This is a genomic window from Scytonema hofmannii PCC 7110 (assembly GCF_000346485.2).
Classification (GTDB): Bacteria; Cyanobacteriota; Cyanobacteriia; order Cyanobacteriales; family Nostocaceae; genus Scytonema; species Scytonema hofmannii.
In genome coordinates this window covers 8,156,562-8,181,829 of sequence record NZ_KQ976354.1, presented here as the reverse complement: position 1 = coordinate 8,181,829, position 25,268 = coordinate 8,156,562, and the positions used below count along the sequence as shown (strand labels likewise).

Annotated in this window: 27 protein-coding genes and 1 pseudogene; 15 read left to right on the top strand and 13 right to left on the bottom strand. The window is 41.0% G+C overall.

The features are described from left to right. The 8 genes from nifN (at position 1) to WA1_RS34535 (ending at position 4,862) form a co-directional block, all read left to right on the top strand. The gene (gene nifN, locus WA1_RS34570; protein ID WP_017743464.1) at positions 1-1,356 is read left to right on the top strand and encodes a nitrogenase iron-molybdenum cofactor biosynthesis protein NifN; all 1,356 of its coding nucleotides are present in this window, start codon (positions 1-3) and stop codon (positions 1,354-1,356) included. Between the two features lie 172 nt (positions 1,357-1,528). Beyond that, positions 1,529-1,942, top strand: coding sequence for a nitrogen fixation protein NifX (gene nifX / locus WA1_RS34565; RefSeq protein ID WP_017743465.1), 414 nt, complete (start codon positions 1,529-1,531; stop codon positions 1,940-1,942). Next, the gene (locus WA1_RS34560; protein WP_017743466.1) at positions 1,939-2,415 is read left to right on the top strand and encodes a NifX-associated nitrogen fixation protein; all 477 of its coding nucleotides are present in this window, start codon (positions 1,939-1,941) and stop codon (positions 2,413-2,415) included. The genes nifX and WA1_RS34560 overlap by 4 nt, the downstream gene beginning before the upstream one ends. Before the next feature lie 208 nt (positions 2,416-2,623). Further along, complete coding sequence (locus WA1_RS34555) at positions 2,624-2,848, top strand: CCE_0567 family metalloprotein (RefSeq protein WP_017743467.1); 225 nt, start codon at positions 2,624-2,626, stop codon at positions 2,846-2,848. Further along, on the top strand, positions 2,845-3,162 hold the full coding sequence (gene nifW / locus WA1_RS34550) for a nitrogenase-stabilizing/protective protein NifW (RefSeq protein WP_017743468.1): 318 nt from the start codon (positions 2,845-2,847) through the stop codon (positions 3,160-3,162). The genes WA1_RS34555 and nifW overlap by 4 nt, the downstream gene beginning before the upstream one ends. A gap of 10 nt (positions 3,163-3,172) precedes the next feature. Continuing rightward, a complete protein-coding gene (locus WA1_RS34545) occupies positions 3,173-3,964 on the top strand; it encodes a HesA/MoeB/ThiF family protein (RefSeq protein ID WP_017743469.1) in 792 nt (263 codons plus the stop codon). A gap of 107 nt (positions 3,965-4,071) precedes the next feature. Continuing rightward, positions 4,072-4,443, top strand: coding sequence for a HesB/IscA family protein (locus tag WA1_RS34540; protein WP_017743470.1), 372 nt, complete (start codon positions 4,072-4,074; stop codon positions 4,441-4,443). Between the two features lie 119 nt (positions 4,444-4,562). After that, positions 4,563-4,862 (top strand): 2Fe-2S iron-sulfur cluster-binding protein, encoded by a 300-nt coding sequence (locus WA1_RS34535; RefSeq protein ID WP_017743471.1) that lies wholly within the window; start codon positions 4,563-4,565, stop codon positions 4,860-4,862. Positions 4,863-5,471: 609 nt separating this feature from the next. Here WA1_RS34535 and WA1_RS34530 read toward each other — a convergent pair. After that, on the bottom strand, positions 5,472-6,227 hold the full coding sequence (locus WA1_RS34530) for a DUF4142 domain-containing protein (protein ID WP_051077048.1): 756 nt from the start codon (positions 6,225-6,227) through the stop codon (positions 5,472-5,474). 375 nt (positions 6,228-6,602) lie between these two features. Between WA1_RS34530 and WA1_RS53695 the strand changes: the two are divergent. Next, positions 6,603-7,078: pseudogene (locus WA1_RS53695) on the top strand (nitroreductase family protein); the annotation flags it as partial. Between the two features lie 143 nt (positions 7,079-7,221). Further along, positions 7,222-7,593, top strand: coding sequence for a hypothetical protein (locus WA1_RS34515; RefSeq protein WP_017743473.1), 372 nt, complete (start codon positions 7,222-7,224; stop codon positions 7,591-7,593). Positions 7,594-7,684: 91 nt separating this feature from the next. Here WA1_RS34515 and WA1_RS34510 read toward each other — a convergent pair whose 3' ends face one another. After that, entirely contained in the window at positions 7,685-9,334 is a 1,650-nt protein-coding gene (locus WA1_RS34510) for a fasciclin domain-containing protein (RefSeq protein ID WP_026134656.1), read from the bottom strand. Positions 9,335-9,509: 175 nt separating this feature from the next. Continuing rightward, positions 9,510-9,977: a hydrogenase maturation protease gene (locus WA1_RS34505; protein ID WP_017743475.1), complete on the bottom strand. Its 468-nt coding sequence runs from the start codon at positions 9,975-9,977 to the stop codon at positions 9,510-9,512. A 629-nt stretch (positions 9,978-10,606) separates the two neighbouring features. On the opposite strand from WA1_RS34505, the gene WA1_RS34495 reads away from it, so the two are divergent. Then, positions 10,607-12,316, top strand: coding sequence for an iron uptake porin (locus WA1_RS34495; protein WP_017743478.1), 1,710 nt, complete (start codon positions 10,607-10,609; stop codon positions 12,314-12,316). Between the two features lie 32 nt (positions 12,317-12,348). Here the strand turns inward: WA1_RS34495 and WA1_RS34490 are convergent, their stop codons facing one another. The 4 genes from WA1_RS34490 to WA1_RS34475 all read right to left on the bottom strand — a co-directional run bounded on the left by WA1_RS34490 (position 12,349) and on the right by WA1_RS34475 (position 16,616). After that, positions 12,349-13,020 carry a hypothetical protein gene (locus WA1_RS34490; protein WP_148662824.1) on the bottom strand — a complete coding sequence of 224 codons (672 nt, stop codon included), beginning with the start codon at positions 13,018-13,020 and terminating at the stop codon, positions 12,349-12,351. Between the two features lie 435 nt (positions 13,021-13,455). Further along, positions 13,456-14,433 carry an alpha-L-glutamate ligase-like protein gene (locus WA1_RS34485; RefSeq protein WP_017743480.1) on the bottom strand — a complete coding sequence of 326 codons (978 nt, stop codon included), beginning with the start codon at positions 14,431-14,433 and terminating at the stop codon, positions 13,456-13,458. A 6-nt stretch (positions 14,434-14,439) separates the two neighbouring features. Beyond that, positions 14,440-16,071 carry a UUP1 family membrane protein gene (locus WA1_RS34480; protein WP_017743481.1) on the bottom strand — a complete coding sequence of 544 codons (1,632 nt, stop codon included), beginning with the start codon at positions 16,069-16,071 and terminating at the stop codon, positions 14,440-14,442. Then, on the bottom strand, positions 16,068-16,616 hold the full coding sequence (locus WA1_RS34475; protein ID WP_201789137.1) for an ATP-dependent zinc protease family protein: 549 nt from the start codon (positions 16,614-16,616) through the stop codon (positions 16,068-16,070). The genes WA1_RS34480 and WA1_RS34475 overlap by 4 nt, the downstream gene beginning before the upstream one ends. Before the next feature lie 449 nt (positions 16,617-17,065). On the opposite strand from WA1_RS34475, the gene WA1_RS34470 reads away from it, so the two are divergent. Next, a complete protein-coding gene (locus WA1_RS34470; protein ID WP_017743483.1) occupies positions 17,066-17,347 on the top strand; it encodes a peptidoglycan-binding domain-containing protein in 282 nt (93 codons plus the stop codon). 406 nt (positions 17,348-17,753) lie between these two features. Here WA1_RS34470 and WA1_RS34465 read toward each other — a convergent pair whose 3' ends face one another. The 3 genes from WA1_RS34465 to pyk form a co-directional block, all read right to left on the bottom strand. Beyond that, entirely contained in the window at positions 17,754-18,020 is a 267-nt protein-coding gene (locus tag WA1_RS34465; protein WP_017743484.1) for a type II toxin-antitoxin system RelE family toxin, read from the bottom strand. Further along, a complete protein-coding gene (locus WA1_RS34460; RefSeq protein WP_017743485.1) occupies positions 18,017-18,256 on the bottom strand; it encodes a hypothetical protein in 240 nt (79 codons plus the stop codon). Before WA1_RS34460 ends, WA1_RS34465 begins: the two co-directional genes overlap by 4 nt. A gap of 181 nt (positions 18,257-18,437) precedes the next feature. Further along, positions 18,438-20,207: a pyruvate kinase gene (pyk, locus tag WA1_RS34455; RefSeq protein WP_017743486.1), complete on the bottom strand. Its 1,770-nt coding sequence runs from the start codon at positions 20,205-20,207 to the stop codon at positions 18,438-18,440. 250 nt (positions 20,208-20,457) lie between these two features. On the opposite strand from pyk, the gene crtR reads away from it, so the two are divergent. Beyond that, positions 20,458-21,345, top strand: a complete 888-nt coding sequence (crtR, locus tag WA1_RS34450; RefSeq protein WP_017743487.1) for a beta-carotene hydroxylase — start codon at positions 20,458-20,460, stop codon at positions 21,343-21,345. 64 nt (positions 21,346-21,409) lie between these two features. Here the strand turns inward: crtR and aroH are convergent, their stop codons facing one another. The 3 genes from aroH to WA1_RS34435 all read right to left on the bottom strand — a co-directional run bounded on the left by aroH (position 21,410) and on the right by WA1_RS34435 (position 23,446). Continuing rightward, positions 21,410-21,796, bottom strand: a complete 387-nt coding sequence (aroH, locus tag WA1_RS34445) for a chorismate mutase (protein WP_017743488.1) — start codon at positions 21,794-21,796, stop codon at positions 21,410-21,412. Between the two features lie 145 nt (positions 21,797-21,941). Next, entirely contained in the window at positions 21,942-22,763 is an 822-nt protein-coding gene (gene sppA, locus WA1_RS34440) for a signal peptide peptidase SppA (protein ID WP_017743489.1), read from the bottom strand. 395 nt (positions 22,764-23,158) lie between these two features. Then, the gene (locus WA1_RS34435) at positions 23,159-23,446 is read right to left on the bottom strand and encodes a hypothetical protein (RefSeq protein WP_017743490.1); all 288 of its coding nucleotides are present in this window, start codon (positions 23,444-23,446) and stop codon (positions 23,159-23,161) included. 507 nt (positions 23,447-23,953) lie between these two features. Here WA1_RS34435 and WA1_RS34430 point away from each other — a divergent pair. Next, a complete protein-coding gene (locus WA1_RS34430; RefSeq protein ID WP_017743491.1) occupies positions 23,954-24,751 on the top strand; it encodes an MlaE family lipid ABC transporter permease subunit in 798 nt (265 codons plus the stop codon). Positions 24,752-24,805: 54 nt separating this feature from the next. Beyond that, positions 24,806-25,192, top strand: a complete 387-nt coding sequence (locus tag WA1_RS34425) for a DUF3119 family protein (protein ID WP_017743492.1) — start codon at positions 24,806-24,808, stop codon at positions 25,190-25,192. Positions 25,193-25,268 lie beyond the last annotated feature (76 nt).

The following is a 25,268-nucleotide window of genomic DNA, read 5'->3' as shown; positions in this document are numbered from 1 at the left end:
ATGGCGATCGTTACTGTTACCAATTCATCAGTTGCTGTGAATCCCTTAAAACTCAGCCAACCTTTGGGTGCTGCTTTAGCTTTGTTGGGCTTGAAGGGGATGATACCACTGTTCCACGGTTCCCAAGGTTGTACTGCTTTTGCTAAGTCTTTATTAGTGAAGCATTTCTCTGAAACAATTCCCCTATCTACGACAGCAATGTCGGAAGTCAGCACTATCTTGGGCGGAGAGGAGAATGTTGAGCAAGCTATTCTCACTCTAGCAGAAAGATCAAAGCCAGATATCATTGGTTTGTGTACCACTGCACTGACGGAAACTAGAGGGGATGATATGCCCCACATTCTTAAGGGTATTCGCAAACGTCACCCAGAATTAGATAACTTACCAGTTGTCTTGGTTTCTTCTCCAGATTTTAAAGGTTCTTTGCAAGATGGATATGCTGCTGCTGTAGAGAGCATAGTCCGAGAACTTGCTCAAAAAAGTGATGAGCAAAATCCTCATCCCATGCAAATTGCCATCTTGCCAAGTTCTGCTTTTACCCCTGGGGATGTTGAGGAAATAAAAGAGATAGTCACTGCTTTTGGACTGAAACCTATTGTTGTACCCGATCTGGCTGCATCTTTAGATGGTCACTTGGAAGATTCTTATAGTGCAATCACAGCCAACGGTACAAGTTTGGCAGAATTGAGGGAAATTGGTAATTCTGCATTCACTTTAGCTTTAGGTGACAGCATGCGGGGTGCAGCAAAAATTCTGCGCGATCGCTTTAACATTCCCTACGAAGTTTTTGGCGAACTAACTGGATTAGAACCAGTTGATAACTTTTTACAAGCATTGGCAGATTTGAGTGGGACTGCGGTACCAGAAAAATACCGTCGCCAACGCCGTCAGTTGCAAGACGCCATGCTAGATACTCACTTTTTCTTTGGTTGTAAGCGAGTGTCTCTAGCACTAGAACCGGATTTACTTGGTTCAACAGTTTACTTTTTACAATCCATGGGTGCTGAAATTCATGCAGCAGTCACCACAACTCGTTCTCCTATGTTGGAAAAACTTCCAATCAATAGCGTGACTGTTGGCGATTTAGAAGATTTTGAGCAACTGGCTGTTGGTTCCGATCTATTGATTGGAAGCTCTCATACTGTTGCGATCGCAAAACGTTTGGGCATTCCTGTTTACCGTCAAGGTATTCCCATTTTTGACCGTTTAGGTAATGGTTTGTATACCAAAGTAGGCTACCGAGGTACTATAGATATTCTATTTGATATTGCCAACATCTTTATGGAAGAGGAAGAAGCCAAAGCTCACCAGTTAAGAGAGTTGGTAGGGGCGCAATGCCTTGCGCCCGTACAGTAGGGGCGCGGCGGCCTTGCACCCGTACAGTAGTTAGTGGCGTAGGACAGGCGTCTCGCCTGTCATTGTGAGTAGTTAAAAGTTATGAGTTATGAATTATGAGCTGTAGTAAACGTTGATTTACTGCTTATAACTCATAACTCATCACAAACAATTTGATGAGAGGAGAACAAGAATGAAAGTTGCTTTCACAACCAGTGACCGAATACATATTAATGCTCATTTTGGATGGTCAAAAGAGATTGATGTGTATGAAGTCTCAAAAGATGGATATGAGTTTCTAGAAACTCTCAAGTTTGATGGTAATCTCAAACAAGATGGTAATGAAGATAAAGTCGGACCAAAACTTGATGCATTAGTTGATTGCAAAATTGTTTATGTTTCCGCGATTGGTGGGACTGCGGCTGCTAAGTTAATCAAACAAGGGGTCACTCCAGTCAAAGCACGTTCTGAAGAAGATGCGATCGCTGATGTTTTAGACAAGTTAGTACAAACTTTAAACGGAAGCCCACCACCTTGGTTGCGTAAAGCACTACAGGAAAACCCCCAAAGTTTTGAGAATGAATTAGAAGAGGAAGCTGCTGTATGAGTGTATCTAATAGTGTAAACGGAACTGCTACAGCCGATATTTTAAACTCGCCTTTTCTCAAGGCAATAGTGCAGCAAATCCGAGGTCAAGACAGTTATGGAACTTTTCGCAATTGGTCAGATGACTTACTGCTCAAACCCTTTGTTGTCAGCAAACAAAAGAAACGGGAAATACCTGTTGAGGGTGACGTTGAACCGATGACTTTATCCCGGATTATGGTATTTTACCGTGCTGTAGCTGCTCGTATTGAACAAGAAACAGGTTTGTTATCTCAAGTTGTCGTTGATTTAAGCCATGAAGGTTTTGGCTGGGCTTTAGTCTTTTCTGGTCGTCTTTTGTTAGTTGTTAAAACTTTACGAGATGTCCACCGTTTTGGCTTTGACTCATTAGAAAAATTGTCAGAAGAGGGGGAAAAGTTAGTTCAAAAAGGAGTCGAACTAGCTAAAAATTACCCAGAAGTGAGCAAAATCTAAAAATTTTAATCTTTAGATTTTGGCAACGGATAACATAACAAGATTGATGGATGAGATATCTTTGAAGGAGACAGATAACCATCCGTTATATCTGTTACAAAAATTGCAACCACAGATAAACGCACATAAACGCGGATATTTTTCTCTTTTATCCGCGTTCATCCGCGTTCATCTGCGGTTCACTCATCCAAAATTTGAGGAGATGCCGATGGCTCAAACTGGTAGTGAAACAACTAGTATTGAGGATTTAAAAACTCAAATAAAACGCCTCAATAGTAAGGCAGGTCAAATGAAAATGGACTTGCACGATCTGGCTGAAGGTTTGCCCACAGATTACCAACAACTGATGGATGTCGCTGCCGCCACCTATGAAATTTTTCGTCAATTAGATGAACTTAAGCAACAGCTAAAAAAACTGGAGCAGGGAAAATGACCTGGGATTATACTAAATTCAAAGAAATTGTACAAGCAGAGGAATATTTTGAGTTTTTTGAACTTCCTTACGATCAAAAGGTTGTTAATGTCAATCGCCTGCATATTTTGAAAAAGTTTTCTCAATTGATTGCGGAAATTGATAATAATTATACTGACCTCAGCGATCTGGAAAGGTTAAGTAAATATTGTGAGGCGCTACAACAAGCTTATCAGGTATTTATCTGTTCAACACCTCAAGAACAAAAGCTGTTCAAAGTGTTTAATGAGAAGCCTAAAAATGTAGTTACGCTGACAGAAATCACTTCTGATTAGGAGGTAAAAAGTGATAAACCTAACGCCTACCGAATTAGAACGCTATCGTCGCCAAATGATGCTTCCTAATTTTGGAGAAACAGCACAGAAGCGCCTCAAGTCAGCGACAGTTCTGGTTACGGGTGTAGGAGGATTGGGCGGTACAGCGGCGCTATACCTTGCGGTAGCTGGCGTTGGGCGGCTGATTCTTGTTCGGGGTGGTGACCTGCGGCTTGACGACATGAATCGTCAGGTTCTTATGACTCATGATTCGGTAGGTAAGCCAAGGGTATTCAAAGCAAAAGAAACTCTGGAAGCCATCAATCCTGATGTCGTTATAGAAGCAGTGCATGAATATGTCACTCCGGAAAATGTAGATTCCTTGGTACAATCAGCTGATATGACTCTTGATTGCGCTCATAACTTTACAGAGCGCGATCTGCTAAATGAAGCTTGCGTGCGCTGGCGTAAGCCTATGGTGGAAGCTGCAATGGACGGAATGGAGGCATATCTCACAACGATTATTCCTGGTGTGACTCCTTGCTTGTCTTGCCTGTTCCCTGAAAAGCCTGATTGGGATAGGCGCGGTTTTTCAGTTCTGGGTGCTGTTTCTGGCACACTGGCTTGTTTGACTGCGTTAGAAGCTATCAAGTTGATCACTGGGTTAAGTCAGCCTCTGTTATCGCAATTGCTGACCATAGACTTAGCTCGGATGGAGTTCGCCAAGCGTCGTTCTTATCGCGATCGCTCCTGTCCGGTCTGTGGTAACAATGCCCCTTGGAGATACTCACAATCTACGCCGATGGAAACATTAACGAGTTAATGGCTAATGGTTAATGGTTAATGGTTAATGGTTAATGGTAAGAACGCAATTAGCAACTAACAACTAACAACTAACAATTAGCAATTAGCAATTAAGGAGAATGTTGAATGACTGTTACTTTGACAGAAAAAGCAGAATTTCACCTGCGGGCGTTACTACGAGGTTCCGAACCCGAAACAACTACGCCAACTAAAGGCATCCGTATCTCTGTCAAAGACGGTGGTTGCAGTGGCTATGAGTATGCAATGGAAATTACCAGTAAGCCGCAACCAGATGACGTAGTAAGCCAAGAAGGTAAAGTGCGTATTTACGTTGATGCCAAAAGTGCGTCGTTGTTGGAAGGAATGATTGTTGATTTTGTGGATGGGGTGATGGAAAGTGGCTTTAAGTTTATCAACCCCAATGCCACAGAAACTTGCGGTTGTGGAAAGTCTTTTAAAACAGTTGACTGCACATCCGCAGGTACACCCTGTACATAATTCGTAATTGCTAATTCGTAATTATCATCTCAATTACAAATTATGAATTACGAATTATAAATTTACACACCCTTGAAGCCATAAAACCATTATGTACCGAGTGTGCGAGGATTTGGAAAATGGCTACTTATCAAGTTAGACTGATCAGCAAGAAAGAAAATCTCGATACCACAATTGAAGTCGATGAAGAGACTACTATCCTAGACGCAGCAGGAGAACAAGGTATTGATTTGCCTTTCTCCTGTCACTCAGGTGCTTGCTCTAGCTGCGTTGGAAAAGTTGTTGAAGGTGAAATCGACCAATCTGACCAAACATTCTTGGATGATGAGCAAGTAGGACAAGGGTTTGCTCTGCTTTGCGTAACTTACCCACGTTCTAACTGCACAATTAAGACTCACCAAGAACCTTACTTGGTATAGATCTCATAGATTTTGAGGGTTTGCCAGATCCCTGACAACTCATGCGAAGTCGGGGAGATGGACTAACTTAACCCACCAAAATTAATGTGGCGAACCACTAGTCTAAAGAATATAAAAAGGAAGAAGGAAAAAGGTAATCATTTTACCTTTTTCCTCACGCCTTTGTCTAAATGCTCATCTCAAACCCAAGAAGGAAATTTGTTTTTCGATAGCGTGGCTAGCGCTAACTCTTATACTGTATTTTTTGTTTTTTTATTCTAGCAAATTAATACTAACTCTCTACCATAATTATCGTCTTCCGTAAATTTACTAGAATAGCTAATAAAGTATTTCTGTAAATTTACAGAAAAGATTGTTTGTCGTAGCGCTGAGCATGCAATTACAAACCTTTGGAGAAGACAATATTGGTATCTTTTTCAGATCGTTGCTCGGAAAAAATGAAAGTAGTAGCTTAAAAGCTTTCCAAGGAATAAACTATCCATCTTGTGGGGTGGGCGTCCTCGCCCGCCTTTAATTAATTAAGGGCATCTTGCCCGTACCACAAGCTCATGAATTACGGGCAAGATGCCCGTACCACAAGATTGGAAGTTCCTCACAATTGCTGAAATCTTAACGCCCTGTATCTGGAGTCGGACGAGTCGTTCCCGTATCTGGGGTATTCGTATTAGGTGTATTTGTACCAGGTATACTCCTACTGGGCGAAGTTCCGGAACTGGAACCAGAATCACCTGAGTTTCCTACCATACTCTGTGCCATTTTTAGGTGAGTGTCAACAACAGATGCAGTTTTACTAGCAAAGGCTTTTAACTCAGCGTCTGTCCCGTTATCGATGTAGTTTTGGTAATTAGCTAGAGTTTTAGTATGAGCTGTAACCTGCGCTTGCATATATGCTTGGTCAAAATCTGTACCAGCCGCATTCGTTAGTTGCGTTAATAAGGTTTTATTTGCATCACCTATGGTTGTTGGTAGTTTGTAACCCTTCTGTTGAGCTATTTTTGTCAATTGTTGGCTCGAATTTTTATGCTCGTTAATCATCCGTTCTGCATACTTTCTCACCTCAGGGCTTTTTGCACGTTGAAGAGCTAGCTGACTTGTCTGGATTTCTGTGAGGTCACTTTGCCTTGCCTGAGTAACAAATTCTTGGTCTATGTTAGCTTGAGAACCAGTACGATTATTTGTAGAGCCAGGAGCAGGACGTGTCGTATCTGGAGTCTTCTGAGCAAGAAGAGACTGCTCAGAATTCTTAGAAGTATCGGGGTTAATGTTGGCTTGTCCTATAGTAGGAAAAGCAATAACAGCACTTATGCCAGCGACTCCCAGAAAGCTGGCAACAAAATTTTTGATGAATTGTGTTCGATTGTGCATAGTTTTTACCATGTAAGTAGGTATTTGCTTTCTGATGAAACGGTACTTATTTTTGTTGTTTAAATCTTCTACCTTCAGAGTAGCGTTATTTTACGTCTATAGAATGAATATTCAGTGTTAGACCTGTCACCGATTGGTTGATTTCGGATAGTAAACGATTCTTTTATAAGTAAGCTACATCACATAATTACTTGAAATTTTTTACGAATGATTATTGTGAAAATAAATAATTTTTTAGAATTTATGTAAAAATATGAAATAAGCACGATTGGAAGCAAAAACTCAAAAATGAGTATGCAGTCTTCTTTAAGTGAAACAACTCGTCAATGGATGATGGCAAAAGGCTACAGTACTCAGAATTTAAATGGTCGTGGTGAAAATGCCAATCATTGTCTAACTCTTATTTATGAATTGATTGATGATAGATTAGAAAGTTATATTTCACCGAATAATAGTATCAACGGATTCATTTTTTTAGTCAGTTGCGTTTATTATAGGTCTAGTTGGAAATATCAAGACAGAGGTGTGAGGTACAGATTCTAGATAGCGGTCATCATTTGGGTGCTATTGCAGCCTCAGGTTACTTTCACAACAAAGATATCCAACTTATTTTTGATTTTGATAAACTCGCTCTCAATTTAGACTTAAGCTTTGAGAACAAAGAGTTTATTACAGCTTGTGCCATTTCTGGTGAGTTCCAAGCAAAAAAGGTCAGACGCCTCAGGCTAAAAGTTCCTTTTGTCTGCGGAACTGATTATTTTGATATAGAAACTGAAGATGGCTATATAGAAACTGCTTCGCAGGTAAGTTCCCAAAAGCAACTCGAATATCCGCAGTTCAGCTTTGAAAAGAATTAGCAATGATTGGTGAGTTCAGTGTAGTGGTATTGGCGCTTTCTTTGATGACGAAACTAGCGATTTTCTAGAAACGAAGAAAGATATTCTCTACACGTTGGTAATTGGTCAATAAATGAAACAATCAAGGAATGAGGAAGATGAAGAGAAGGCATTTCTGCCACGAGGATGATTCACATCCTGTTCAATTAACATCAGCAGACATTATTTTACGACAGCAACTAGAATATTCTATTAGCAGATATTTTTATGAAGGATGCGATCGCAACATCCAAGATTTATTAGCTGCTTGTAGGTGGTATGTCACCTCTCAGACAAATGGTTTGACTTTAGTTATCGAATGTGCCGACCAAATCACAAATTGGCGTATTTTGCAACAGCTAACAAATATGGCAGAATTACTATACAAAGTTGTTAGCAGTGCTAAAATTCGCGTTTGCCCGCCAAAAGGACAGGGAATGCCTTTTGAAATGAGAGTAGACGAGCTATCAGTTTACCGGAATAGAGCATAGAGTTGATAGTTGTTAGTTGATAGTTGTTAGTTGATAGTTGTTAACCACTAACTACTAACCATTAACCACTAACCACTATCGACTAACCAAATTAAAAATTATAACCAATTCCCAGTACAAGCCCTACATCAGTATCATCCAGAAAAGCTGCATTGACAGCACCTGTTAATGTAAATCGACGACCTAAAGGTACGTCCACACCTCCAGAGAGGAGGAAACCAACATCAGCGTCATCGCTAGTTTCAATAGCAACACCAGCTCCTATGTAAGGTGCTATACCAAAGGTGTTTTCAAAGGCGTCTGTGGATCTTTGGGCAAAGTCGAAGGAAATAGGAACTAGAACAACAGTATCATCTCCAATAATTGCTGATGGTCTCACAGATATGTATCGTGTCAGCCCAATTTTACTGATAACCGCAAAGTTACCTTCAGCAAGTGCTGAATCACCACCCAAACCAATATTGCCACCAACTCCAATGTAGCTAGAGACACCACGAGTTGCTCTACCTGGTGTAATACCGTCTCCTCCGTTCCGTGGCTTTTGATTTAGACTCACACCAGATGGAATGAGAACTTGGTTGATAGGATAAATAACACCGTTGCTTGCTTGGACGCCCGACTGAATGACACTCGCGTTATTTACTATGACTTGATTGGTAGTTGTATTAACTTTGAGATTTAGGGGTTGACCTTCAGCCGTTTCGAGATTTCCAGTCTTGAGTTCACTGGTTGCGATCGCACCAGGGACCACGTGATATCTCAAAATTTTGATCAGTGTTTCTCTGTTTTCTGGCTGTTGTAACTGCTGTAAAGTTGCTTGAGGCACAGCAGCAAATGCTTCATCTGTTGGAGCAAAAACAGTGTAAGGACCTTGTTGTTGTAAAGTATCAGCTAGACCCGCTGCTTTCAGTAAAGAAGTCAAGGTTGTAAAGGAACCACTCGCTCCAGCAAGAGATACAATATCTTGGTTGGTTTGTGTACTATCACCAGCCGTTCTACCCACAATATAACTAGCAGCTGCCACATTGCCAGGAATGGCTTGTAACTGTCCCAATCTAACCAAAGCTTGATATAAATGTGCTGCGGCTTCCGCACGAGTTAGGGCTGCAAGGGGATTGAGCACATTGACATTTGGATAGTTGACTACAAGATTAGCTTGTGTCGCACTTACCACACTATTCACGGCATAACTTGGAATAGCACTGGCATCTGTATAGTAAGTTGTGAGAACCTGCTCTGTTGAAGTACTGCTTGCCGTCAAATTCAGACCACTTGATAGGGAAACAATTGCCTGTACTTTAGGAATTCGCTCATTTGGCAAAAACAAGTTTCCTGGGTAGCCTGACATAAATCCAGTTTCATATGCTTCCTGGATTGCAGAAGCTGCCCAGTAACCAGAACGAACGTCCCTAAACCCGCCCTGGGCTAACTGCCGAACTTGGTTCTGGTTGAAAGCTTTTTGAATCATCGCCGCGAATTCAGCACGAGTGACGGGCTGATCGGGTCTGTAAGTACCATCGGGAAAGCCAACAATAATATCTCTTGCTGCTAGAGCTTGAATAAACGGTTGCGCCCAGTAATTCGAGCTAACATCAGGGAAGTTAGTGTTCTGAGCTACAGTTGGAGCACTTACCTGGGCTGAAACTGGAGCAGAAATCAATTTGGGAGCCACGGCTACAGTTGCCACTCCTAGCGCAATTAGGCTAGCACTTCTTATTGTCCAATGCATTTTTTTATACATAAATTCTAAGTTACTTAAAAAGGATAGTGGTAAAAAATGCACTAATAGACCTGATATTCTCAAGAAAGAGAATTCTTGCATTAAAACCTTTACATAGCTTGATATAGCTCTTTAACAAAAAACTTAGCATCTATCTTAAGCAAGGATTTCGTGTGTGATGCGTACTACAAATTTTTTACTGCAATTGTCTAATCATAGAAATAATTTCTTGAAAAACGACCTCAGCAGAAGATTTGACTACTGAACTTAACTCAAAACCAAAATCAAGATTTTCTGCTTCTATTAAATAAACTGTGACTTCTTCGGGAAAGTCTTCTTTGAAAATTTTCCTACCCGCAGCCAACGCATTGTCCCAACGAAAATCATGTAAGTTATAGCTGGGTTCTGGTAGCGCTTCGAGTTCTTTTCCTGGAACTTTAAAAATCGCACCCGGTTCTGAACCCGTTGAGCTAGCATCAAGAATCATTAATTTTTTGCTACCTCTTGCTTGAAACATCACTTCCATTCCTGCTGTACCGCAATCATAAACTCTCACTTGAGGATGGGGATGTTGGGCAAGATATTGCTGTAGCTTTTGGGCAATGATTACGCCTACAGCATCATCACTACGATTAATATTTCCGCAACCGATAATGGTATACATTAAACAATACTAAACTAGCATTTGGTTTCTGCGATCGCCTGCCATGAAGTGGGTCGGCATTACCAACGATACATGATAGCTACATTATTTATCTAAGGACACCCTGACTTTTACTAGAGCATTATTAAAGCTTGAGATTGAAATAAACAAAGCACATTTTTCTCTGGTCCCATATACGATCTATCAACTCTTCATCTTTTAGCTTTTTTAAACATCTGCTAATAGCAGCCGAACCATACAAATTTATATCTTTAACTAATAAGGCACTTGTATACGATCTAGAACGTATGTGTTTGATGACAAGCTCCATGCAGGAAGGATGAGTTTTATCTTTTTTTAACTTGTTTGAAGTCACTAGTTGCTCGTCAGCACTTCTTGGAGTGAGTATCTTGCTCATGTTGTTTTTTTTGTTAAATCAGTTTTTCTAATTAATTCCAGTCTAAAAACTATTATAAATAAAATCAATTTTGTTTTTTTATTAAAACGATAAACAGAAATGATTGATTTTTTAGTAAAAATAGTGTATTTTATTGTCTTTGATAGCTGTGTAGGCATCAAAGCTTCTCTTGGCAAGTTAATGCTCAATCATTGTCGTCAGATGGCAATGGTTTATACTTAATCATTACATAATGTCAAAAGTTATTCAGAATGCTCTGTATGTGGGTTCTACTACACTGGGCATTATTTTAGTGCTAACAAACAGTACTCTTGGTGCTGATTTTTCTAGATCTACAATGGGTAAGAACGAGAGTGCTATAGTAATGGGACAGAGTACCCCATACTTAGAAAACAACGATTGTTACATCCCCAACACTCTCACTCAGGTCACTTCTGTTTCTCAGTTGTCAGATATCAAAAACACTGATTGGAGCTTTCAAGCGCTCAAGTCTCTCATCAAGCGTTACGGAGTCGTTGTCAATGACTTTGATAATCTCTTTTGGGGTAATCAAAGCATAGCTCGATACGAATTTGCTGCCCTTTTAAAGGCTGCTGTCGATCGCCTCAATGAATTAACTGCCAAAAAAAATGCCAATTTAGTACGCCAAAAAGACGTATGTATGATACAACGGTTGCAGTCAGAATTTAGGACAGAGTTAGCAACTTGGCAAAGACGAGCAGACAATTTAGAAGTAAAGACGAGCCAATTGGCTGCACAGCGGTTTTCACCTACTGCGAAGCTTACAGGAGAAGTGATCTTTGCCCTCAGTGGTGCTAGGGGTAATGAAAAAGCTGACGATGATGACGAGAAAGTGGATGAAAATCTAATTTTGAGCGATCGCGTGTGGCTAAACTTTGATATGAGCTTTACAGGGAGGGATCGCCTGTTCGTGCGTTTAGAAGCTGAAAACACTCCTGGGTTTGATGATGCTACAGGTACGGAAATGGCACGTTTAGGATTTGAAGGCGATAGTAACAACAAATTTGACATTAACCAGCTGGAATACCGCTTTTCTCTGAGTGAAGCAGCAAAGTTGTACATTACTACAGATAGTACAGACATCCGACGAGTCGCTAACACCAGTTCCTTTAGTAGTAGTGGTCGGGGGGCAATTTCCCGTTTCGGCAGGTATAGTCCACTTTACCGACAAGACTTTGGTGCTGTAGTGCGTCTTAAGTATGAATTTAGCAATGCAGCGAGTTTGAGCTTGGGTTTTGGAGATGATAATGCTGAGGAGCTTGATGATGATTCTGAATCAGTACTTGATGAAGAGACTGATGGTGTTGTTGTCCAATTAGCTTTAGAATCCGATGACGATATTCAACTGATATTAGCTTACCTACAAGATGATGACAAATATGCTGCTATTGCCCAATTAATTTTGGAGCCAATCAATCGCGTCAAAATTGGCTTAACTTACTTACGTTCGTACAACAACCTTGATACAAGTACAGGAAGCGAGTTGGCCAATGACCCTTTTGATGATGAAAGCAATTATATAATAACCAATTCTTATGGGATAGAAACAAGTATTCAAGTAAGTTCTGATTTTACCATAGCTGGCTGGGTTGGTCTTACGGAAGCAAAAGCGACTGACCTGTTAGGTAAACCAGAAGCAACTATTTTCCACTATGCCGTAACACTAGCTTTTTCTGATTTAGGTAAAGAGGATAGTTTAGCTGGCATTGTCATTGGACAACCACCAAAGGTTACTAGTAATGATTGGGGAACAAACTACACCGATAAAGATACCTCTTTACACCTAGAATTTTTTTACCGTTTTCAAGCAACTGATAATATTGCCATTACTCCAGGCTTATTAATAGTTACCAATCCAGAACACAATCGAAACAATGACACGATTTATGTAGGAACCTTTCGTACTACCTTTAGGTTCTAAATATTGTAGGGACGCACAATTTTGCGTCTTGACTATTTTACAGACCTGTTGTTTTTCCTAATAGTTTGTGACAAACACTCAGGCAGTGAGAAGATGAAACAAACAATGCCACTCATGACCACTTGCTCACCACCATCTTCTATAATACCAAGTAAAGTATACAATAAGGGATTCTTGACCGCGACGTGAACCATATCTACTACAATCCCGAAGAACGCGAGAGCAAACATCGCCATAATTAGATATTTGGATGTTTTTCTGGAAAAGCGATCGCTGAAATAATAAGTAATACCGATCAAAATCAGAAAGAACAAACTAACTAAAATAGATACGATAAGTTCCCCAAAGTCTTGTGGACGTAAGTTTAACCAGCTAGATAAATTGAGTTTATAACTTATAAAACTGCCTAACTTTTCGTGAATCTGAAGCAAATCATCAAGCAACAGGTAAAAGAACAGCAAAGACCAGATTAGATAGAGAAAAGAACGCTTGCGTAATGCTAATAAGCTTAATAAAAAAACACTCCCATATTCTTTAAAGTATTGAAAGATCTCTGCATATCCTCGGTCTTTTTCGATTGAAAAAGAAGAATTTGAAATTAAGCCAGTATAAGTATAAATAATGTGAAGAGCAATGAAAGTAAGATCCATGGTTAAAAATAAGCACAAAAGTCTACTTGACCGAGTGCTGAGATGAAATTTCACTGAAAAGCCTCCTTAAACTTGCTACCTAGTAAGGGACGAAAACCCGCAAAAAATCATGGGCTAAAGACGCTCTGCTACTGCACACTTCCTGAGCTTGAGCAGTAGGCGCTTGCGTTTACCCGAGACAATATGGTTCGGTTAAGAGTTGTTTATAAAAATTTCAGGCGTTCGCAAGCTCCAAACATCTTGTCTGGACAGGTTAATCGGGAGATAAATCTGAGTTAAACAGTGTTGGGATTTACCAATCGCCGTGGTATACCTGATAACTAATAATTAACTATTGCTTAACCATAACATAATTTTGACTACTAGGCAGAAAAGTCTGTGGGTTCATGTAAATATAAGCACATGAACCCACAGCAAACTGAGCCAAACAGTCCTACGATCAAAAAAACTACGCAGCTTGCTCTTGAGACTTGTTTGATTTTTTTCCTTTCAACTAGACGGGATGCTTAGATCGTTGCTAAGTAAAGGCGTTTCTACTGCAAATTTTTCTTGGGCAAACGCAATTTTTTCTTGCACTTCTGAAAGTTTTGGTAAAGTAGAATCAATCGCTTCAAGTCGTCCAATCAGCCCTTCTCGATTAGCAATTTGAATCGAAAGACCGGGACGAGCGTTGATTTCCAGTAGTAAAGGACCTTTTTCACGATCTAAAACAATGTCAACACCGAGGTAGCCAAACTCTGTTTTATCACCTAAGTTGGCAGCCATATCTAAAATAGATTGCCAGTGAGGAATTTGGCGATCGCGCAAGGGATGTCCTGTTTCAGGGTGATTATCAATGTAGCGGTTGTTCTGGATACCAGCCAATGTCCTACCAGTAGCAAGATCGATACCGACACCAACACCACCTCTATGTAGATTTGCCTTACCGTCAGAAGCCCGCGTAGGGAGACGCAACATTGCCATCGCTGGTACACCTCGATACACAATCACTCGAATATCGGGTACACCTTGGTAAGCAATTTTATCGAAGACCGGATCGAACTGCACCGCATATTCAATAATCGCGACATCTGTTTGGCCTCCCAGCGAAAACATACCACCAAGGATATTGTAAATGTGATATTGTAAGTCTTCCGATTTCAAAATTGAACCACTGGCTTTGCGATAGCCCTCATCGGTCACGTCTTGAATCACTACAATACCATCCCCACCGCTACCCCTAGCAGGTTTCACTACAAAGGATTTGTGTCTTCCAACAATGTTTGATAACTTCTTCACCTCATTCTGTAAACTAATCACGCCGTAGGACTCTGGGGTAGCCACACCAATGCTTTGAGCAATTTTTTTCGTCTCTAGTTTACTATCTGCCAGACGGTAGAGGTGGCGCGGATTGGTGGGGAACAAATAGTCCAAGTTGCGAGCGTTGATTCCTAAAATGCTATGATGCCGAAGTAAAATTGGAAACATACAGCTTTATCCCTTTGCTTGATTCAACTGCCTCTGCAGTGACAAAAATCGGAAATACTCAATCAACTTGTAGCCGTTGTAACGCCCCACTAAAATGTTTAGCCCTAAAACCAATAGCAACAGTTCTGGAAAAACAAACGCCCAATGTTCCACATAATCATTAATCATACAGAAATATCCGATAACGGCTGCTAAAACAGTACCAAGTCCAGCAATTATCGTTTCAGTTGCTCCATTTTCTTCCCACATCATTGATGCTCGCTCAATTGTCATGGCAAGAATCACAATCGGGAATAAAGAAACCGACAAGCCCAAACTGAGATCGAGGCTTTCCATCACAACTGCTAGCAAACCAATTAGCAAGACTGTTGCAGTTAAAATTGCCGCAAGTCGTGGTACGATCAAAAGCTGCAATCGATTCAGGTAGCCACGAAATAAAAGTCCGATAATCACAACGAAAACAAATAGCGGAATACCAACGAAAATTCCAGTCTGCCGAAAGGCAAGAGAAATTAATATCGGCGTGAACGTACCAAAAGTTTGCAATCCTACCATTTGGTGCAAAATGGAGATAATTAAAGCACCAATGGGGATGAGAACAAGCACCTGAAGGACTCGCTGAGTTGCAAGAGGCAGTCGGAGAAAAGAGTATTCTAGGAAGGGATTTGTGACTCTTCTACCGCGCAAAACTGCTCGCGTAAGTCCATTGTCAGTATTGGGTTGAACAACGACTTCTAAATCGACATTGCTTGCTCCTTTAGCTTGTAAGACGCGACCTGAACCATACCACCAGTTCAGATAGCGATCTTGCTCTTTAAAACTGCGGTCAATCGGATCGTAGGCTAGCCAGCGATCGCCCTCCTGAATCTCCAACCACTTAATAAAATCAGTTGAATAAACTTCATCACTCCTCAAGAAAATACCATTGCCCACCCGCGCCGGAACCTTTGCTTGGTTTAACAAAAACGCTGCTAATTGTGAGGTGGAGTCTTCTTTTCTCAAGTTTCTGCGGATTGCCTGAACCCGAATATCATCTTGACGAAGAGCCAGTTGATAAATTTGTTTGGCGAGGGTGAAAGGGTCGCTTGACCGAGATTTAGCCTCTTTTAAGAGAGAATTAATCTCGGCAGTTGGCAGATTTTCCGCCAAATTATCTTGAGATCTTTCGGTATTTTCACCAAACCTCACAAGCTGCTTATCAACCAATCGCCGTCCTGAAATCGGCACTTTCTCTTTTCCCGGTGTCACGCCAGATTTTCTCTGAATAATAGCTCGATAAAAAAGAAGTCCCTTGCTGTCAGTCACATTCTGCTTGGTAAATACTGCCACCCGGTTTCCCGATTTATTTAAATTCTCGACTTGGCGCTCAAATCCTTTATTGATAAAATCTTCTTTAACAATTTCATAACGTTGAGAGTCTTGAGGAAGATAAAATTCAATTGTGGCAGGTAAATCTTCTTCTACTGAAAGCGGTAATGGTTGTGAATCTAGAGATAGCTTCGCCTCAACATACCAACTGTTAAAGCTTTGATTGGGCAATAGCGGAACCTCTGAAGCTATTAGCTTGTGGATAAAAACGCCTAGTCCAATCGCCGCTAAAAATAATGCTAATAGCACTGCATAAATAGTACGCTTCATTTCCGTGCCTCCTGTGCTGGACATGTTGGGTCTGTGGTAAAGGTTTTAGAAGAATCAACCACCAATGCACCTTTCTTCAACATATTGCGTCCAATTAAGACTGGATAGTTAAAGTCATCTCGAGAGGCTAGGTTTACCTCTTCCTCAATCCACCGACCTGCAAGACACAATTTCATTCGCACTACCGGACGACGTATATAATCAGCTTTACGGCTCTCAATACGAACCCATCGCACAATAGGAAGCTCAAATTCCTCTTTAACTCCCTCTCCATTTGTAAATCGGAATTTAATCATGCCACCAGACTCTGATTCAGAATCTGGCTTTTCTAAAATTTCGGCGTTGATAGAGGTTGTTGTTGCACCTGTATCGAGCTTGAATTTGATTTCTTTATCAACCCCAGCAATCTTGCCTTTTTCTACCCAACCGACAGTTTGAATATCTTGTTGTACCGAGTTAGTAGCTTGAGAGTTTTGTAAAGTACATCCTGCTCCAGTCAGCAGACAGCAAAGAATGAGAATAAAATTCCGTTTAGTTGCATACATTTTGCTAAAACCAAATTTACTCTTCACAGCCATAAAAGCAAATATTCCATAAACTAGTTATGAAGTATTCTTCATTAAGGAGTATATTGAGATACTTTTTTCAGAAGATCGACCTGATGGCAGATTTATCAAAATAACTTAACAATTGAGTAAAAATCAAAATTATAACGTTTCTCATATGGATGCAATACCGCAGCACCCCTACAATTGGGTGTATTTGATTTTGTTGATATAGCAGCCGCGAACCTAACCAAAAGTTCAGGTAATACCCTCACCCAAGGGGTAGCTAAAAACTCAACCCAAGACTAGGGACAAAATATAGCAGGTTTAGTAGGCTGAGAGTCTGTATTTATAAATACTATGTAACATCACTTTGTACTCAACCATTGAAGTCATAAAGAGATTAAGAACTGGTTATTTCTAATTAAAGAATAAGAGGAGTCAATTGTATGGTTGCTAGCGCGGAAATAACAATGCTAACCTTGAGAGAAGGTGATACTGATAATGAAGGAATTTACTACGGTGTAACATTGGTACAAGAGCTTTTAGTAGCTCTAAACGAACTTCCCGCTAGCGCGTTATCTGGAAACTTTGACGAGACAACACGACAAGCTGTTATGCGTTTTCAAGAAAAAGTTGGGCTGAATGCTGACGGTATTGTTGGTCCCAGAACTTGGCGAGTTTTAGGTGATGTTTTGGTAAGTGGAATTGATGATTTTCTACAGCTTTAATAATTCTTCAGTTGCTCATCCCCAAAACACCACAGCCGCTGTGGATTTCTTTGGAAATTAATTTTATGTAATATCGATACCTTTGGTTTCTCCAAAAGTTTTATATATTACATAATCATTTTTTGAAAATATCTAATCTTATTAAGACTTCCGTATCCTCAAAAGTATTTCTTGTGTTTTCACGCTTAGCAAATATCCCAATTGACACATAAAAAGAGGCTATGTGAAAGTCTTAATAATATCCGAGCGCAATTTCCAATCTAAAATTCTAACGGGTAAATTCCAACTTCTCTTAACTTTTTTGCCAATCGTTCAGAACCCACACCAGCTTTATAGGTAAATTAGTAGTCATAGATGTTACTAGTTTGTAAATAGTGGCACCAATGTAGTTTTCTCCGTGCAATTTTTAACCATCATCCTTATAAACTTCGCTTCGATGTTTTACTTTGACGACAGTTACCTTTAAAACGTTATCTTCTATTTCATAAACTACACGATAATCACCAATACGAATACGATATGAATTTTCTTGCCCTTTTAACTTTTTAACCCCGTCTGGACGCGGTTCTATTTTTAAATCGTTGACTCTCGCTTGTATGCGTTTTTGCACGTCGAGGGGTAGTTTTCTCAACTGTTTTTTGGCACCCTTTGTAAATTTTACTTTGTAACTCACGCAACGTCCTTGTGTCTATCGTTTCTTATTTCTTCTTCTATTTCCTCCCAAGACACAGTACCATTAATGCGTATGTCTTCTCTAGCTTCTTCAATAGCTAATAAGTCTTCTTCATCCTCTATATCATCGATTCGTTTTAAAAGTGCGTAAATCTCATCTAATGTACTGTCATAAGCTTGATGTAGCAGTACATTAATCTCTTTAATTAATTGTTGTCTATCTTGTTCGGTTTTCATTGTTAAACCTATGCTCTTATTATTAATTTAACATATTATACTTTACTCGTCCTAGACCTACCTACACTCACTCTCTCACCTCTTACCTCTGCGTACTCTGCGCCTCTGGGGTTAAATAAATGATTTTTAAACCGCAGAGGAACAGAGAGCACAGAGAGAAGAAGAGGAATTGCCTCTTAATTTACGGAGTTCCAACTGCACCAGAGTAAACCAATCCGCGTTGTACGTCCATGGTCAAAATGGCTCCATCGCGAATGACCTGTGTTGCATTCTTAACACCAACGATTACGGGAACGCCAAGACGCAAACAAATCACGGCTGCATGACTGGTGAGACTTTCATCTTCAGTAATAATTCCAGAAGCTTTACGAATTGCATCAACAAAATCAGCATTGGTGCTAGGCGCAACCAAAATTTCCCCGTGATTAAAATTACTAGCATCCATACCAGTATACGTAACTCGTGCGCGACCGCTTACAGAACCTTGTCCCAATCCAATTCCCTGACCGAGGACTGCTGTTACAACTTCAACTTTAATCAAATCTGTCGAACCCGAAACCCCTTGGAGAGTTCCTGCAGTCATCACCACCAAATCTCCTTCAGACAACAATCCCCTTTCTTGAGCAACATTCATGGCTGCTTGGAATGTCTGACCTGTAGAAGGGAGTTCTAACATCAACAACGGTTTGACTCCCCAAACTAGTTGTAATTGCCGTGCCACATTCACGTGGGGTGTCACTGCTAAAATTGGTGTTTGGGGACGAAATTTGGAAACATTCCGCGCTGTTGCGCCTGTTTGTGTCAGAGTCATAATTGCTGCTGCACCTAGCTGTTCTGCAATTTGACCGACTGCTTGGCTGATAGCGTTGGGAATGGAACGCTTTGGATCTCTCAGTTGCCTTGTGTTAGTGTTTTGTGCTTCTTCTTGTTCGATACGTTCGGCAATTCGCGCCATTGTGGCGACTGCTTCCACTGGAAACTTACCAACTGCGGTTTCGTTCGAGAGCATCACTGCATCTGTACCATCTAAAATCGCATTAGCCACATCCGATACTTCTGCACGAGTTGGACGGGGGTTATTCACCATGCTGTCCAACATTTGAGTAGCAGTGATAATGGGAATGCCCAAACGATTGGCAGTAGCAATCAACCGTTTTTGTAGTATCGGTACATCCTCAGCTGGCAATTCTACACCTAGATCGCCTCTTGCTACCATCACGCCATCGCACAATGCCAGAACTGCTTCCATTTGTTCGATCGCTTCGTGCTTTTCTATTTTGGCAATAACTGGTACTTGCTTACCCGTACTGGAAATCAGCTCTTTAATCTCAATCATATCCTGAGGATTGCGAACAAAGGAAAGAGCTACCCAGTCAACGCCTTGGTCAAGACCGAACATCAAATCCTCACGGTCTTTTTCAGTCATTGCCTTGATTGACAAGTAAACTCCTGGAAAGTTTACTCCTTTGTTGTTTGAAAGCGTCCCGCCTACAGTCACGCGAGAGTGCAAATCACCTTTTTCGCGATTGATATCCTCTACAAGCATTTCTACTCGCCCGTCGTCAAGGAGAATTCTTGACCCAACTGGTACTTCATCTGCCAAATATTCATAGGTTACGCAGCTTATATCCTGCATACCAACAACCGGGCGATTGGTTAGGGTGAAGGGGTCGCCTTTTGCCAATACTATAGATCCGTTTTCAAATTTTCCCAGACGAATTTTCGGTCCTTGTAAGTCTTGAAGGATGGCTACTGGTTTATTGAGTTCAAATGCAGTTTGTCGAATGAGGCGGATATTTCGCTGATGGTCAGCGTGAGTCCCGTGAGAAAAGTTGAGTCGCAACGTTGTTGCACCAGCTTCAATAATGGCTTTAAGCATTTCCGGGCTGCTGGTAGCAGGTCCGATTGTGGCGACAATTTTTGTCCGGCGAAGGGAATCTTTTAGTTGCATAGGAGCTGAACTTAGGGAGCTACTCTGGGAATCATCCTAAAGTGAGGATGCATCTCTTGTCTGTCGCTACAGAACCAATCGTGAACGACTCGCTTGAAATCATACCTTTATTCTGCTGCTTATATATGGAAACGATGATAAATTTTTTAGAGAAAATTCACTTTCTGCAATTTTGTCTGTCAAAACTTAACTTTCATTCACAGAAAAGTGGCATTATCTAGATAACCAATCGACGAAAAAGGAGTTTATAATGCTGACGTCGGAGGCATCAAAGCCACTGACAGTCCCACCAAAGGATTTTCTAGCGCCTCCGGGTGATTTCAACCCGACGCTGCTCATGTTTTTGGTAGCGGTGGCAATACTAGTGTTATCTAACTTTGGCTACTGGGTTTGGGAATGGCAACACTGGGTGTGCTTTACTGCTAATACTCTTGCTTTACATATGGCGGGTACGGTGATTCACGATGCTTGTCACCAATCTGCTCATCGCAACCGAGTTATTAATGCTATGTTGGGGCATGGTAGTGCTCTAATGCTGGCTTTTGCTTTCCCTGTTTTTACAAGAGTCCATTTGCAGCATCATGCCCATGTTAACGATCCAGATGACGATCCCGATCACTACGTCTCTACAGGCGGTCCTTTGTGGTTGATTGCAGTGCGATTTTTATACCACGAAGTGTTTTTCTTTAAGCGGCAATTGTGGCGCAAATACGAACTACTCGAATGGTTTATCAGCAGGTTGATTGTCGTTTCAATCGTTTATATCTCAATTCAGTACCACTTTTTAGGTTACCTTCTCAATTTCTGGTTTATTCCTGCTTTTGTTGTGGGCATAGCACTGGGACTGTTTTTTGATTACTTACCTCATCGTCCTTTTATAGAACGCGGTCGCTGGAAAAACGCTCGCGTTTACCCCAATCCCATTCTCAACATTCTGATCGGCGGGCAAAACTATCATTTAATCCATCATTTGTGGCCCTCTATTCCCTGGTATAATTACCAGCCTACTTATTATCTGATGAAACCTCTCTTGGATGAAAAAGGCTGCTATCAATCAACTGGGTTGTTGCAAAAAAAAGACTTTTTCGGATTTGTTTATGACATTTTTTTAGGAATTCGGTTTCATCATAATAAGTAGTTGGGCATTGGGCATTGGGCATTGGGCATTGAGTATTAGTTATTACCTCTGCTCCCTCACTCCCTCACTCCCTACTCCCCACTCCCTCCAAAATAGGTAGAGACCAATCAGGGCGCAAACTGGCGGCGTGACGCAAATAAATATGATGAATTGGGGCAGAAGCAGGAAGATGGACGTGAACTAAAAAACGTATGCATTGCTCCAAACTACCATCAACTTGCATTTGCTGTACATCCAACATCGGTACAACGTCCCAATACGGACGCTTTCGTGCGATCGCCGCCGGAAAAGTCGCATTTAAATCGTTTGTGACAGTAAATGTCACGCTAATAATATCCGTTGGATGCAATTGATTCCGTTTTTCAAGTTCATCAAGTATTTCCGTTACCGCTTCTTGCATTGCTTCAACCGTATTTTCTGCAACGGTTGTTGCTCCGCGAATCGCCCGCATTCGCCACTCCACTTAGTTTTCCTCCTTAACTGGTTACTGGTCACTGGTCACTGGTCACTGGTCACTGGTCACTGGTCACTGGTCACTGGTCACTGTTAGTTTATTGTCTCAGACAAATGACAAACGACAAATGACTATTTTTTCTTTATGGTCTATATAACCATAAAGGCAATCCACTTGTAGACATTTCAAATTCAACCCAATCAATTCCAGCACTTAACCCTGGTGAAGCTTGGATACTTCCTTGTACAAGACGATTTAACAAAGGCTTGCGTTCTTCTAAGGTATAAACAGGAGTTTTTTCAGGATCGAGACTAACAAGTTCGCAAGCCCAACGGCGAGCATCTTCTTCTGTTCCCAATCGGTCTATGACACCTAACGCTAATGCTTGCTGTCCGGTAAAAATTCGACCATCTGCAAAACTTCTCACTGTTTCTACACCAAGGGAACGTGCATCAGCCACCGTTTGTACAAACTGCTGGTAACTCGTATCAATCAATTCTTGCAAAATGTTTTGTTCTGGTTCTGTCAATTCTCGGTCAAAAGCCAGAATATCTTTGTAAGGACCTGACTTGATTACCTTAAAGGAGACACCAATTTTTTGCAACAAGCGTTCCAAGTTGTTACCGCGCAATATCACACCAATGCTACCCGTAATCGTACCAGGATTTGCCATGATGTGCTCTGCTCCCATACCGATGTAAACCCCACCCGAAGCAGAAATGTTGCCAAAACTAGCAACTATTTTCACTTTTGAGCGCAATCGTTTCAATGCACTGTAGATTTCTTGAGAATCTCCTACTGTACCACCAGGACTGTCAATCCTTAGCAGTAGCGCTGGAAATTTTCTTTCTTCTATTGTTTTCAGCGCTTCCAATACCCGCTTGCGAGTAGCACTGGCAATTGCACCAGTAATTTCAATCCGAGCAATTTGTTTCTGGAATCTAGGTTTAAAAGGCCACACCATGAGCAGTTAAAAAACTCCTAACAGACTTAGACACAAGATGCAAAACGCATAATGCTTGCTTTTCTATGTTAAGAAAAACGAGCAGGTGTTGCGAATCTCAACGCTTTTGTAAAAATTTTATATTTTCTTTAGATTTATTTGTAACTTTGTTTGTTAATATTTAACCAGTAAAGTAATAAAACGCTATACAACTTCTTAAAAGCTTAACTTGAAAATAAGCAAACAAAGTTGTTCGGCTCCAAATCTAAAGAAGCCGCAGTAAAAAGGAACTAACAAGCTATTGTTTCTATAGAAATAGTAAGTTATACCTACTGTAAAAGCTAGGATAGTGAAAACTTAAAGAGATAAAACTTTAGAAAAGTTATTGATGTCTTTAAATAGAGAGTTCGGTACAGTTAACGTAAAATTTGACATCTGTAGTAGGCGTAGACCTCAAATAGCGCTCCGGCAACGCTAAAGGTGGAACAGATAACAAATAGACCTCCAAGAGGAGTACCACTGCCAAAGATAGAAAGAAACTCCAAGATAGGAGTGGCGATCGCATCAGTTATTGCTTGTAAGCCGGGAATATAAGCCAGGAGAGAGACAGTCAGCAAAAAGCCACCAATGAGAAGCATGGGGGCAACAAAGCTGAAAATAATTGAGAGAAAGAGCGATCGGAGAAAGTTCGTAATAACGATCATTGGGTAAGAATTAGGTGAATGAGGGGTTAACAGAGCAATCCCATTGTTACTTTCTACAATAAGCGCGATCGCCCTGTTTCAGTAGAGAGTTCAAAAATCTTAAGTTTAGATTAAAATACATACACAATCTTTCCAAGATAGGTTTTGCGATCCCCAAGAATAAAATCTGCTGCAATCCAAGTACAGGTGGCATTTTACGGGAAACTGGGGCTTGAGTTTGAGTGAGAGCAAATATGAGTAACGCTTGAATTTCTGAAAAGAGCTTTAAACTTAGTTAATGTAAACCAAGAGCAGTATAGAGGTTAAAGGGACAAGGGGGAATGAGGGCTTGAGGGAGTGAGGGATTGAGGGAGTGAGGAGACTAGATGTGATAAATAATACTCATTTCCCATTCCCCATTGCCCCTTATCCCCAGAGGGGGCCCCACCTTCCCCATTCCCTATTCCCCATTCCCCATTCCCCCTTATCCCCAGAGGGGGCCCCACCTTCCCCATTCCCCAATGACAAATGACAAATGACACATCTAAATCCAGTTTCGGAACCTGGAGTCAGCGATTGCTGGCTGCGACTTTTTTGAGTGGACAAGTCATAATTCACTTACTGAGAGGAAAAATCCATTGGCGGAACACTTTAGAGCAACTAGCAGCAGTCGGACCAGATTCGCTGTTTATTGCCTTGTTGACAGCAGTGTTTGTTGGTGCAGTATTTACCATCCAGGTAGCACGGGAGTTTATTACCTTTGGTGCTGGCAATATTGTTGGTGGAGTGTTATCTGTGGCGTTAACACGAGAACTCTCACCTGTATTAACAGCAGTCATTATAGCGGGACGAGTTGGTTCGGCATTTGCAGCAGAAATTGGAACAATGCGAGTTACAGAACAGATCGATGCTCTTTTGATGCTTAAAACAGACCCGATTGATTATCTTGTCATCCCTCGCGTACTGGCTTGCTGCATTATGCTGCCCATTCTAACACTTCTATCCTTGGTAACCGGGATGCTTGGGGGAATGTTGATTGCAACAAATGTATATAATCTTTCAGATACCGTTTTTCTGGACTCAGCCCGGAATTTTCTTAACACCTGGGATATTCTGAGTGCAATGGTGAAAGCGTGTTGCTTTGGGGTTCTCATTGCCGTTATAGGATGTAATTGGGGATTGACGACAACAGGAGGAGCAAAAGGAGTAGGACAATCAACCACAACTGCAGTTGTGACGTCCTTATTGATTATATTTATTAGTAACTTCTTTCTTTCTTGGATAATGTTCCAAGGTTCTGGTAGTGCATTGATGCAAGGGTTTTAGACCAAAATCCACGCATCCAAAATCTAAAATCCAAAATCTAAAATCCAAAATCTTATGGCGACTTCATACACCTCCAACTCGGTATCAACCGTAGAACTCAAGCCCAGTTACAATATACCTGTGGTATTAGTTATTGCTGCAATTCCACTACTTTTCGTGCAGCTTTGGGTGGGCTTGTTTGTGACACTGCTTGGCTTGTTTCTCATGTTTCAGGCGGTAACAATACGTTTGAGGTTTACCGCTACCAACTTAGATATTTACAGAGGCGACACATTAATTCGCTGCTTTCCCTATAGAGAATGGCAGAATTGGCGCATATTCTGGAATCCAGTTCCCATCTTGTTTTATTTTAAAGAAATAAACAGCATTCACTTTTTGCCAATTATATTTGACCCCAAAACTCTAAAAGCTTGTTTAGAAGAACGCTGTCCGCGTAATTAGTGTTAAGTTGCTCTTAACGAAGCCTAGCACTCAGGGCTGTATATTGCTGAAAGCTATTGACTCGCGTCTATTAACT